This is a genomic window from Oleiphilus sp. HI0080 (assembly GCF_001635135.1).
Genome location: NZ_LWFU01000554.1, coordinates 1 through 11377, shown reverse-complemented (window position 1 = coordinate 11377; position 11377 = coordinate 1). Strand labels below are relative to the sequence as shown.

Below are 11377 nucleotides of genomic sequence, written 5' to 3'. Positions count from 1 at the left end.
CAGCGAACTAAAGCGCCTCGCTTATCGGCAAACCTGGGATTCCGCCTTTCTTGAATATCTCAAAACGCTCGAGAAAACCAAGCCAGTCGTTGTTTGCGGTGACTTGAACGTTGCGCACAAAGATCTAGATCTTGCTCGCCCTAAGCCTAATTACAACAAGAGCGCAGGCTATATGCAGGAAGAAATTGATGGCATGGATAATTATCATGCGGCGGGCTTTGTTGATAGTTTCAGGGCGCTAAACCCAGAGTTGGGCGAGAAATACACATGGTGGAGCTACAGGGCTGGCGCACGTCAACGCAATATTGGGTGGAGGATTGATTACTTTCTCGTTTCTGAAGTCTTACAGGGCAATATCAAAAGCGTAGATATTTTTGATCAAATCATGGGCTCTGACCACTGCCCAGTTTTGTTAGAAATTTAGAAGCGTACAAGGCGTCGCTTCGTCATTCGTTGGTCAAGCCGAAGGATGGCGAAGGTTGAAGGTTGAAGGTGCATGATGACCTAAGTGGCCGAACCGTGAAAAAAGGCGACTATCGTGCCTTTTTCTCAAACTCTTTGTCTTATGACGATCAGAATCACTAATCTAACCCAAGCTTCTTCAAGCGATACCGCATCGAGCGAAAACTCATACCTAGCATTTTAGCGGCTGCCGTTCTGTTCCATTTTGTTTGCTGCAACGCACTCTCAATTTCTCGACGCTCTATGTCTTCGAGAAAGGCCTCCAAGGGCATGCCTTCTGGACGAACCAATGCAGGCGCTCCGCTTTCAGGTATAGGGTCAGTGCTGTTGGCTTCCTCAATTCGATGCGTCTTTGTGGGTGCGATCTTTGGCGCGTCCTCGAGTTGCAAATCGGCCTCACGAATCACCTCATCTTCGCAAAGCGTAAATGCCCGTTCGATAATATTCTCAAGTTCACGCACATTGCCGGGAAAACTGTATGAAGTTAAAGCCTGCATTGCGGCCGAATCTATGCGTGCGCCATCGACATCACACTCTTGCGCGACCTGATTTAAAAAACGCTCTGCGAGAATCGGTATGTCGGTTTGCCTTTCTCTTAGACTTGGGACTTGCAGGTTGATCACGTTAATTCGGTAAAACAAATCCTGACGAAACTCACCCGCATCAACCAAGGCTTGCAGATCTTTGTGCGTTGCACTGAGAATACGTACATCAACACGCTCCTCACTTTCCGCACCCACGGCCCTCACCGCCTTCTCCTGAATGGCCCGCAATAACTTAACTTGCATATCTATAGGCAGGTCAGCCACTTCATCTAAAAACAAGGTACCGCCATCCGCGGCTTTGAACAGACCGTCTTTATCCTGATGCGCACCGCTAAAACTACCTTTACGATGACCAAAGAATTCACTCTCCATGAGCTCTGAGGGAATCGCGCCACAGTTAACGGGAATAAACGGTCCGGATGCGCGCGCGCCGTTACCGTGAATAGCACGAGCGACAAGCTCCTTACCGCTGCCCGATTCCCCGCTTATGTAGATTGGAGCCTGACTCCGGCTGAGCTTTTAACCTGTGTACTTAGCTTCTTCAGCGCAGGGCTTTCGCCAAAAAGAATGACCTGATCCTCTGTCTCATTTGGAATCGCGACCTGACTACTTTCCTGAAGACGCAGCGCGCTACTCACCAGGTTTCGAAGCTGAGCAAGGTCAACGGGCTTAGAGATAAAATCAAAGGCTCCTGCCTTCAACGCTTCAATGGCTGTTTCAATGCTGCCATAGGCGGTGATCATTGCCACAGGCGTATCGCTGAACTGCGTTTGCATCATGCGAACAAAATCAATTCCATTGCCGTCAGGCAAATTCATATCTGTTAAGCAAAGAGAGAAGTCTTCCGTTTGTAAGAGCTCTTCGGCATCACTCAAACACTCGGCACTGCGGGTATCCAGCCCCATTCGCATGAGGGTGATCTGAAGCAATTCGCGAATATCCGGCTCATCATCAATGATCAAAATGCGTTGTATTGCCATATCTTTCAATCTGCCCTCTTTCCTATTTGTTAAGCACTATCTGTAACTGTTCCAACTCTACGTTAGACGATACGATTATGGTGCGCAAAGGTCACTCTGAAGCACGAGCCACCGCCTTCTCGTGGCAAGTAATTCAGATTAGCCTGATTTGCCTCACAAAGCTCTCGCGAAATATATAAGCCTAACCCAGTACCCGAACTCTCTGTGGTAAAGAAAGGTTCAAATAAATGTTTCTGATCATCCTTCGAGACACCCTCACCCCGATCAAGCACCTCGATCATGGACTGCCCTGTATCCCGTTTAGTCGATAATCGTATTTCAATCTCCGACTCTGGATCGACCTTCGCGCCATGATAGAGCGCATTGCCTATAAGATTCGTCAGCACCTGCTCTAGTTGCGACGAGTCAAAACGAGCACGAGCATCGTCATCCTCTGTAATGAAGAATACTCTCTGATATGACGCATCTTGCTCTTTGAGCTGAGCAATGATTTTGGCTAGCCATGGCTTCAACTCAATCTCGCGCACATCAGGTTTGCCTCTCCGGCTTAGTGTTAATGTATTCTCGATGATGCCATTTACTCGTGCACAATGGCGCTGAATAATATCGGTCATCTTCCGATCAGCGGGCACCAAATTCTCAGATTCAACGAGTAGTTGCGTGGCATGACTGATGGCCCCAAGTGGGTTACGCACTTCATGCGCAATACTGGCGGTTAGTCGACCCAGCGATGCAAGCTTGAGTTGTTGCGCGCGTTGAGTGACAAGGCGCGTATCTTCCAAAAAAATCAGCGTATGTTCTTTGTCTGCATCTTCCATTCTGGAGAAGTTAGCCTGAACCATGGGCAAATCCGCTGTCACTTGAAATGGCTTGCTTCGAATGGAGGGTAAGTCTCGCCAGGCCCTGATTCGCTGTTCGAGCGCTTTCGGAACTGCTTTACCCTCACGCATGCCAATCAGATCGGCGCAGGCCTGATTGAAGACCAGTACGTCGAGCTGAGCATCGCAGACGATAATCCCTGTGCGCATACTCTGAATGATTTGATGGTTTAGCGCCTGCAACTCAGCAATGTTTTGCTGCTGCTCTTCCGCGAGCCGCTCACTTTGGGATATCCGTCGAGCGAGGTTTTGCAGAATAAACGCCGCTGCAAAGTAGATTGCACCCGCCACACCCGCACGTGCAACATCCCCCGTTACACTGACGCCTTCGATCATACGATCAAACTCAAGCGATAGAGATAGCAACGAGGCGACCGCTGCAAGGGCGTAGGCAGGTGCACCGCGCAGCATGATGTTTGACGCAGCGACAGAAATGATAACCAAGTTACTTAAACCGCCCGTAATCCCCTCACCGGCATAGAACAGCGCATGCAAAAAACCTATATCGATCAGGCACGAAAAAAATACCTGATTACTTTTTGCCTCAAACCGAAAGCGATAGGCGAGTAACGAAAGAAGCGAAACAACAAAATAACTCGCGGCTAGACTTTGGAATACCGTTAAGTCACGAAAGTCACTGACCGCGAACTTGTTGGAAAATGTCATTCCAATTAGTAAGGCGCCGATCACCACACGGTAGAGGTTGAAATAGTTAAATAGCGAGATAGGCATGAATCAATATTCGCCAGAAGGGTAAAGGGTTAACTTTCAGTATAATCAATGATTTTAAGTTATAACGCCCTTACTCGAATTAATTCTTAAAAGAAGGTCTTGAAAATATTGTGTCGATATCAAGCAAACTCGTCCGTCGCTCAAACTATACCGCCTGAAAATGCCTCCGGTGATCGATGGCGAATAACAAAAGTCGCACTATAGTTTAAGAGTAACTTTCGAGAAAATTAGGATTAATGCTCCGGCGCAATATGACAAACTCAGCCTTCAAACAACAGGGATTTACACTTATCGAATTGGTTGTGGTCATTGTGCTCTTAGGGGTATTGGCTGCCTTCGCCTTACCAAAGTTTTCAGACCTATCTAACGAGGCGTATATCGCTCAAGCAAAAGGCATTGCCGGAAGCTTTCAAGCCGGCGTCAAAATTGTTCAGTCTGTGCATTTTTCACAAGGGCTAACTGGGCGGCGTGTCCAAAACTTATCGGGCTATGATGATGGCACGGTTGACGTCAACGAACAGGGTTTTCCCATCGGCACGGATAAAGGCAACGGCAACAGTAACATCGGTCGTGGTAATAACGGGTGCGCAGCAGTTTGGGTTGCCGTACTGAGTGATGGTGCGCCAAGTGTGGCCAACGGCAACAACAACCAGGACTATCGCTCCTTTCGCCATGACAGCAATCGGTCTTGTAGTTACGCGCTCAGAAGCAATGACGATACCGCCGGCAGAACCCAGTCACAAATTGTCATTCGCTACAATTCGTCAACAGGTTTAGTCGATGTCTGCGGTCAGAGCAGCCAATTGCCCAACTGCTAAACCTCGCTGCACTAAGCTGTTTAGATTAAACAGACTACCGCAAGCAAGGCAAACAAGCTCAGTAAGTAACATTTTGGTGTAGAAGATGTTTTACGAATATACATCAAGCATTTGATAATGCGTCATCGGCATAGTTATCTTCATTCACATCGTTCCGTATGAAACAGATTGCTGGATCAAGGTAATGTACTGAACAAAAGTTCTTAGACTTTTATCGCCTATTCTTCCTCATAATAGGATTCGGCAAGACCAAAGATCCATGAGGATCAATTTTCAACTCAGCACATCCTCTTAGCACCAATAACTCAAAGAATGTACGCCCTCCAAAGGCTGAATGTCGAGTGGCTTGAGAAGTGTTACTCAAACTTGCGTTTTTTTTGCATCAGAGCCGGAATCAGTGCTCGTATCAGTGCTCGTATCAGACCATAGCAAACGCACCAGTATTGCCATCACGACAATGGAAAACAGCAAGCGTCCTAGCAAAACGGGCACCCAATGCGCGCCGAGCAACAGCACTAGCAAGGTATCCTCTATCAGACTGTGGCAAAGCCCTAAGAAGCAGGCCACGATCTTCATATCACGCGAGCTAATGGTGCCTTTTTCGGCAGCATCAATCAGCAAACCGGCTCCAAAGCTCAAGCCAAGCATCAGCCCAACGATGGTCACCTGACTGGCCTCTTTATCGACCCGCAACAGGCGCGTTAAAGGCAGCAAGAGAATGTTTAACACTTTGTCGAAACCAATCAGGGTCAAAAATCTAAGGAACGCCATTAGAGAAGCAAGGATCACCAGAATCCCGATCAACATCTCGAGTTGTGATAAGAGCCAAGCAGTGAGGCTGTCACCTGAAGGCGTGGGCGACCATAAAACAACGCTGGGTTGAGTCTCCAAATCGCTGAATTGCATTGCCAAATGCACAAACAAAGCGAACACATAGCTTCCGACAATACGCAAGAGTATGGTGACTCGCCAACGAACACCTAAGGCTTTGGCGACGGCGCCTTCAATCGGAAGTGCGTGAGCAACCAAGACGAGCATCGACATGACACTGATCTGAGCGACCGAGTAGCTTGCCCCATCTGACAGCTGGTAGAACACCACCATTGCGCCATAGATATTCGTCAGAATGCTTGCGGCCCAGACCAGACCAAATTCACTTGGGAGCCCTAACACGCCCATCAATGGAGAGAGAAGCATGGCTAAAAACTCGGTCGCGCCGAGCTCGTCAAGAAGTTTGACGATCACCACTGCGGGCACCATAATCTTCAGAAGAATCCAGTACGATCGACCAACGTCTTTTGCAAACGCCTTCAGGGCCTGCTGAGAGAACGCGCGTTTTATCCCGTCATTCATACGTTTTCCAAAACAGTTTAGGAGCTGGAGTAACGAGTACTTTTTATTCCAGCCTCATGTATTCAATGGAGTAGCATAGCTTTGGAGCTGCCAAGCGTCACCGTTTTATCTTTATTCATTCCAACCTTTTTCATGGTATCCATCACGCCCGGCATGTGTATGACTTTGGCGATGACGCTTGGTATGCGTTTTGGTTTACGTTCCGTGGCTTGGATGATGATTGGCGAGCTCAGCGGTGTTGGCCTCGTGGCAACGCTAAGCGCCATCGGAGTCGCGGCAATACTGTTAACAACGCCTTCTCTGTTTCTGGCTCTCAAAGTTGGCGGTGGTTTGTACCTCATCTACCTCGGAATACAAATGTGGCAAGCCAAAGGCAAGATGGCGCTAACCGATGACGCAAGCCTACAGGCGAGCTTTACTCGACGACAGCTCATCGTTCAGGGCTTTATTACCGCCGTGGCCAACCCAAAAGGCTGGGCGTTTTTTGTTGCGCTGCTTCCGCCGTTTCTTGATCCTGATAAGAACCTAACTAATCAGCTAGTGGTCTTTCTGGCAATGATCTTAAGCCTTGAAGCCTTGTGTCTATTGATCTATGGAACGGGTGGAAAAAGCTTAGGACGTTTTCTGAGTGAGGCCCATCATCAACGCACTTTAAATCGTTGCTCAGGAAGCTTGCTCGCCGGTGTCGGTATTTGGCTAATGCTGAGCTAAACCTAAATTAGGCAGTTAACGACGCGCTTGAGGCAAGCTCACATTGAAGCGCATTGCGATAAAGCGACTCACTGTGGCAGCAATAGCAGACAAGGCGATGCAATAGGTTTGTGGAACGCCCTCATAGTGTAAAACCATGTACATCACGCCGCCAATAATGGCCGCTGACGCATAGAAATCTGCACGCAAAATCATCGGAATTTCCCGTACAAGCAGATCACGAATCACACCACCGCCTGTAGCCGTGAGTATGCTCATTAAGACAACACCAACCCAGCCTAGTTGGTGATATACCGCTGTTGCAGCGCCAATTGCAGCAAACACCCCAAGCCCGATTGCATCTGCAACCCGAACATAGTCCATATGCCGCTCAACCCGATTGGCAAAGAAAAAGGCAACAAGCCCTGCGGCCATTGCCGTAAAGAAATACGTTTCGTTAGTAAAGGCAGCCGGTGGATGAACACCTAAAATCGCATCACGCATGATCCCGCCACCAAGGCTTGTGGCAAGTGCAAGTACGAGAATACCAAGTAAATCTAGGTGATATTTTGCGCCATCAAAGCCACCTGACAACGCGAAAACAAAGACCCCAAATAAATCGAAGTACAGCAACCATTCCATTAGGGATTAATCAGCCTTATTGAGCCAAGTCATATATTCGGAAACACCCTCAGCAACCGTTTTAAAAGGCTGATCATAGCCCGAGGCGCGCAAGGCACTCATATCCGCTTGAGTAAAGCTTTGATAGCGGCCCTTTAAATGATCAGGGAATGGAATGTATTCGACCTTGCCCTTACCATGAAATTCAATCACCGCATCTGCAACAGCCTGAAACGGCTCGGCAGCTCCAGTGCCCAGATTATAAATGCCTGATGTCGCCTTGTTCTGCCAGCACCAAAGATTCACATTCGCCACGTCACCAACGTAAACAAAATCACGCGTTTGCCCGCCATTCGGATAGCCATCATAACCCTCAAATAACTTCGGGTTCTCGCCCGCTTTGATTTGTGTATTCAAGTGGTAGGCCACACTCGACATGGAACCTTTGTGCTGCTCTCGCGGACCATACACATTGAAATAGCGAAACCCGACTACTTGTGACTCAGCTTTCGGCAAGAGACGACGTACATACTGATCAAACTGAAACTTCGAGTAACCATAAACGTTTAGTGGCTTCTCATGCGCACGCTCTTCCTTAAAAACGTCAGAGCCACCGTATACAGCAGCGGACGATGCATAGAGAAAGGGGATTTTCTTATCTAGGCAGTACTCCAACAACTCGACAGAGTATTGGTAGTTATTCTGCATCATGAACTTGCCGTCCCACTCAGTGGTCGAACTACACGCCCCTTCATGGAAGACCGCTTCGATTTCTCCAAACGGCGCTCCGGCGTCGAGCATACCGAGAAAATCGTCTTTATCGAGGTAGTCCGCGATCTCAAGATCAACAAGATTGACGAACTTCGTTCCATCCGTTAAGTCATCCACAACGATGATGTCTTTATAGCCCTGCTGATTTAAAGCATGAACGATGTTGCTACCAATAAAACCGGCACCACCAGTAACGATAATCATAAAGCGATCCTAATCTTTTCTGTTGCACGACAATTGAGCGCAATTATAGGTACTGATGACCAACAAATACACTTTAGTTGCATAGCAAAGGTACAATGCATGCGGAATCCACTTTGAATGAAGGTAAGACCATGCCCATCGCGATGGCAAAACATATACTGGTAAAAACGCGTGAAGAAGCCGAACGGCTCAAAAAGCAATTAAAGCTAGGCGCTTCGTTTGAGACTTTGGCTAAAAAGCATTCGACCTGCCCCTCTAAAAAGCGGGGTGGAGACTTGGGCGAGATTAAAAAAGGGCAGCTAGTAAAACCCGTCGAAAAAGTTATATTCACTCAAGCCTTGAAACAGACACACGGGCCCGTTAAAAGCCAATTCGGCTTCCATCTAATTCAAGTGTACTATCGAGACTGAGTCTTTTCTAAGACAGACCGGATAGTGCGCACAAGCGACGCACTTATCCGCACTTTCGACTTATTCCGAATCTGAACACTACCAGCCCTCGACCCCCTCCATACTAGGGAGTTTATGGGCAATGCCTTTGTGGCAGTCGATGCACGTTTTCTCACCGGTAACCAAATACTTGGAGTGCATCTTTTGGGCTCGATCGCTCTGACGAGTGAAATCCATAGAATCTGCACTGTGGCAGTTTCGACATTCTAGAGAATTGTTGCTTTTCAAGCGATGCCACTCATGCTGGGCGAGTTCAAGACGCTTTTCCAAAAATTTCTCTCGTGTATTAATTGTGCCAAAAATCTTGCCCCATACTTCTTTCGAGGCCTGCATCTTACGCGCGATTTTATCCGTCCACTCATGTGGTACGTGACAGTCAGGACACGTCGCACGAACCCCTGATCGGTTGTTGTAATGAATCGTACCCTTCAGCTCCTCATAGACGTTGTTTTCCATTTCATGGCAACCAATACAGAATTCTTCTTGGTTTGTTACTTCTAGCGCAGTATTAAAACCGCCCCAAAAAATTACGCCAGCAATGAATCCGCCAAACACCAAAAAGCCAAGCGAGTAATGGACCGCCGGACGACTCGCAACTTTAATATAGCGCTTAATTTTTGAGATCATTTTGCTCCCCCTAGCGCCTATTTAAGCAACTTATCCATATCAACAAAGTCGTTTTCAACAAGCGGCTTCGCGTCGGTTTGAACAACATGACATTGCGTGCAGAAAAAGCGTGTCGCCGAAATCGATGCTAAAGATTGATGATCTCGATCCTGATAATGCGTCACGCTTACCATCTTCGCACCAGACTCTTCAATGCGACTGCGACCATGACAAGACATGCACTTGTTCACATTGAGATTGATCTCGTAACCACCGATCTTGTGCGGAATAGTTGGCGGCTGCATCGGGTATTCGCGTTTTCTAGGTTCAGATGACTCCACGGTCACGGGCATTCGAGCAGGCTCAAACTCACCATCGATTGGCAAACCCTTGCGAAGCGTCGCAATACCATCACCACTTTCCGTCCCTTGGTCCACAGACGCATAATCAACGGCCTCTGCAGGTTGCGACACCGCATTGGTTTCCACTTTTTCCTCTGCGCAACCCACCGCAAGAACCAAAGAGGCGAGCATGATAGAACGAACATATTGTTTAAAATCACTCATATCACTACCCTCCTTATACTTTCTCAAGTTTCACAGCGCATTTTTTGAAATCGGTCTGTTTAGACAATGGGTCAGTCGCATCAAGCGTTAACTTGTTAATGAGCTGGCGAGCGTCAAACCACGGAACATAGACCAAACCTTTAGGAGGTTTGTTTCTCCCTCTGTCTTCAACGCGCGACAACATAGAGCCACGCCGACTCGACACTTTAACCTGGTCACCACGACGTAAACCCAATGCTTTTGCATCATCAGGGTGGATAAATACTTGGGCATCCGGATACGCTTTATAAAGTTCAGGAACGCGTTGCGTCATCGAACCAGAATGCCAATGTTCTAGGACTCGTCCTGTTGATAACCAGAAGGGATACTCTTCATCAGGTGATTCGGCAGGCGGCTCATAAGGCAGTGCAAAAATCAGCGCCTTACCATCAGGTTTACCGTAAAATTCGAACCCTTTACCTTTGCCTACATATGGGTCAGAACCTTCTCTGAAACGCCAGAGGGTTTCTTTACCGTCTACCACCGGCCAGCGTTTACCGCGATTTGTTTTGTACTCATCATAATCGTCAAGATCATGCGCCTTGCCTCGGCCGAATCCCGCATACTCTTCAAACAGTCCTTTCTGAATATAGAATCCAAAGTGCTTGGCTTCGTCGTTGTTATATTCTTCCGACACTTCATCCAGACCAAACTTATCAACTTGTCCGTTCGCGTACAGAACGTCGAACAATGTTTTGCCTTTATATTCCGGTTTTTTAGCGATCAGATCGGCGGGCCATACATCCTCTACCTTAAAACGCTTTGAGAATTCAACGACTTGCCACATATCAGATTTAGACTCCCCAGGCGCGTCGACGAGCTGCATCCACTGCTGCGTTCGACGCTCAGCATTGCCGTAAACACCTTCTTTTTCGACCCACATGGCAGTGGGCAAAATCAAATCGGCTGCCTGTGTTGTTACCGTGGGATACGCATCTGAAACCACGATAAAATTATCAGGATTACGATAAGCCGGATAAATCTCTTCGTTGATGTTTGGCCCGGCTTGCATATTGTTGTTTACCTGAATCCAGTACGCATTAATCTTACTGTCTTTCAGGTCTCGTACCTGCTGAACGGCGTGCGCGCCAGGCTTTTCAGGGATCGTTCCTTCAGGAAGTTTCCAAATTTTTTCGGCAATTGCGCGATGCTTAGGGTTGTTCACCACCATGTCTGCAGGTAAACGGTGCGAGAAAGTCCCTACCTCTCGCGCCGTTCCACAAGCAGAGGGCTGCCCCGTCAACGAAAACGGGCTATTCCCTGGCGTGGCGATTTTCCCAGTTAAAAGGTGAATGTTATAAATAAGCTGATTCACCCAAACACCGCGCGTATGTTGATTCGCACCCATTGTCCAAANAGACGTCACTTTCGTGTCAGGGTCGGCATACAGTTCAGCGATCTTCACAAGTGTATCTTTCGGAACGCCGGACATTGACGACGCTTTATCAAGATCGTAATCGGCAACAAAGGCCTTAAATGCTTCGAAATCAATCGGTGTCGACTTACCGCTATTTGGGTTCTTTGCCGCTTGTTGTAAAGGATGCTCCGGTCGCAGACCATATCCGATATCGGTGTCGCCTTTGACAAAGCGGGTGTGCTTATTCACGAAGTCTTTGTTTACTTTGTCATTCTGAATAATGTAATTGGCAATGTAGTTGGCAAT

The 11377-nt window shown here is 47.8% G+C and carries 13 protein-coding genes; 4 read left to right on the top strand and 9 right to left on the bottom strand.

Going from position 1 to position 11377, the window contains the following annotated elements:
• Positions 1-424 (top strand): exodeoxyribonuclease III (locus A3751_RS12230; RefSeq protein WP_197466306.1); only part of this gene is annotated, 424 nt, incomplete at its 5' end.
• 157 nt (positions 425-581) lie between these two features.
• On the opposite strand, the gene A3751_RS12225 is transcribed toward A3751_RS12230, so the two are convergent.
• The 3 genes from A3751_RS12225 to A3751_RS12220 form a co-directional block, all read right to left on the bottom strand.
• A complete protein-coding gene (locus A3751_RS12225) occupies positions 582-1496 on the bottom strand; it encodes a sigma-54 interaction domain-containing protein (protein ID WP_369821244.1) in 915 nt (304 codons plus the stop codon).
• Positions 1493-1987: a sigma-54-dependent transcriptional regulator gene (locus A3751_RS23890; RefSeq protein ID WP_369821243.1), complete on the bottom strand. Its 495-nt coding sequence runs from the start codon at positions 1985-1987 to the stop codon at positions 1493-1495. The genes A3751_RS12225 and A3751_RS23890 overlap by 4 nt, the downstream gene beginning before the upstream one ends.
• A gap of 62 nt (positions 1988-2049) precedes the next feature.
• A complete protein-coding gene (locus tag A3751_RS12220; RefSeq protein ID WP_068456379.1) occupies positions 2050-3597 on the bottom strand; it encodes a PAS domain-containing sensor histidine kinase in 1548 nt (515 codons plus the stop codon).
• 251 nt (positions 3598-3848) lie between these two features.
• Here A3751_RS12220 and A3751_RS12215 point away from each other — a divergent pair, with 251 nt between their 5' ends.
• The gene (locus A3751_RS12215) at positions 3849-4415 is read left to right on the top strand and encodes a prepilin-type N-terminal cleavage/methylation domain-containing protein (protein ID WP_068456376.1); all 567 of its coding nucleotides are present in this window, start codon (positions 3849-3851) and stop codon (positions 4413-4415) included.
• Between the two features lie 360 nt (positions 4416-4775).
• Here A3751_RS12215 and A3751_RS12210 read toward each other — a convergent pair whose 3' ends face one another.
• Positions 4776-5768, bottom strand: a complete 993-nt coding sequence (locus A3751_RS12210) for a hypothetical protein (RefSeq protein ID WP_068456374.1) — start codon at positions 5766-5768, stop codon at positions 4776-4778.
• 81 nt (positions 5769-5849) lie between these two features.
• Between A3751_RS12210 and A3751_RS12205 the strand changes: the two genes are divergently transcribed.
• Positions 5850-6479 carry a LysE family translocator gene (locus A3751_RS12205; RefSeq protein ID WP_369821242.1) on the top strand — a complete coding sequence of 210 codons (630 nt, stop codon included), beginning with the start codon at positions 5850-5852 and terminating at the stop codon, positions 6477-6479.
• A gap of 15 nt (positions 6480-6494) precedes the next feature.
• Here the strand turns inward: A3751_RS12205 and A3751_RS12200 are convergent, their stop codons facing one another.
• The gene (locus tag A3751_RS12200; protein ID WP_068456371.1) at positions 6495-7100 is read right to left on the bottom strand and encodes a trimeric intracellular cation channel family protein; all 606 of its coding nucleotides are present in this window, start codon (positions 7098-7100) and stop codon (positions 6495-6497) included.
• 6 nt (positions 7101-7106) lie between these two features.
• Positions 7107-8054 carry an ADP-glyceromanno-heptose 6-epimerase gene (rfaD, locus tag A3751_RS12195; protein WP_068456368.1) on the bottom strand — a complete coding sequence of 316 codons (948 nt, stop codon included), beginning with the start codon at positions 8052-8054 and terminating at the stop codon, positions 7107-7109.
• A gap of 131 nt (positions 8055-8185) precedes the next feature.
• Here rfaD and A3751_RS12190 point away from each other — a divergent pair, with 131 nt between their 5' ends.
• Positions 8186-8464, top strand: coding sequence for a peptidylprolyl isomerase (locus tag A3751_RS12190; RefSeq protein WP_068456385.1), 279 nt, complete (start codon positions 8186-8188; stop codon positions 8462-8464).
• Between the two features lie 78 nt (positions 8465-8542).
• Here the strand turns inward: A3751_RS12190 and A3751_RS12185 are convergent, their stop codons facing one another.
• The 3 genes from A3751_RS12185 to napA form a co-directional block, all read right to left on the bottom strand.
• A complete protein-coding gene (locus A3751_RS12185; protein WP_068456365.1) occupies positions 8543-9130 on the bottom strand; it encodes a cytochrome c3 family protein in 588 nt (195 codons plus the stop codon).
• A 17-nt stretch (positions 9131-9147) separates the two neighbouring features.
• Positions 9148-9675 carry a nitrate reductase cytochrome c-type subunit gene (locus A3751_RS12180; protein ID WP_231871755.1) on the bottom strand — a complete coding sequence of 176 codons (528 nt, stop codon included), beginning with the start codon at positions 9673-9675 and terminating at the stop codon, positions 9148-9150.
• Positions 9676-9688: 13 nt separating this feature from the next.
• Positions 9689-11377, bottom strand: a 1689-nt coding sequence (napA, locus tag A3751_RS12175) for a periplasmic nitrate reductase subunit alpha (protein WP_068456362.1), incomplete at its 5' end; no start/stop codon positions are given.

Excerpts from the sequence above, each read along its gene's own strand:
- A3751_RS23890 (WP_369821243.1), bottom strand. The coding sequence starts at position 1,987 with ATGGCAATACAACGCATTTTGATCATTGATGATGAGCCGGATATTCGC.
- A3751_RS12220 (WP_068456379.1), bottom strand. The coding sequence starts at position 3,597 with ATGCCTATCTCGCTATTTAACTATTTCAACCTCTACCGTGTGGTGATC.
- A3751_RS12215 (WP_068456376.1), top strand. The coding sequence starts at position 3,849 with ATGACAAACTCAGCCTTCAAACAACAGGGATTTACACTTATCGAATTG.
- A3751_RS12210 (WP_068456374.1), bottom strand. The coding sequence starts at position 5,768 with ATGAATGACGGGATAAAACGCGCGTTCTCTCAGCAGGCCCTGAAGGCG.
- A3751_RS12200 (WP_068456371.1), bottom strand. The coding sequence starts at position 7,100 with ATGGAATGGTTGCTGTACTTCGATTTATTTGGGGTCTTTGTTTTCGCG.
- rfaD (WP_068456368.1), bottom strand. The coding sequence starts at position 8,054 with ATGATTATCGTTACTGGTGGTGCCGGTTTTATTGGTAGCAACATCGTT.
- A3751_RS12190 (WP_068456385.1), top strand. The coding sequence starts at position 8,186 with ATGCCCATCGCGATGGCAAAACATATACTGGTAAAAACGCGTGAAGAA.
- A3751_RS12185 (WP_068456365.1), bottom strand. The coding sequence starts at position 9,130 with ATGATCTCAAAAATTAAGCGCTATATTAAAGTTGCGAGTCGTCCGGCG.
- A3751_RS12180 (WP_231871755.1), bottom strand. The coding sequence starts at position 9,675 with ATGAGTGATTTTAAACAATATGTTCGTTCTATCATGCTCGCCTCTTTG.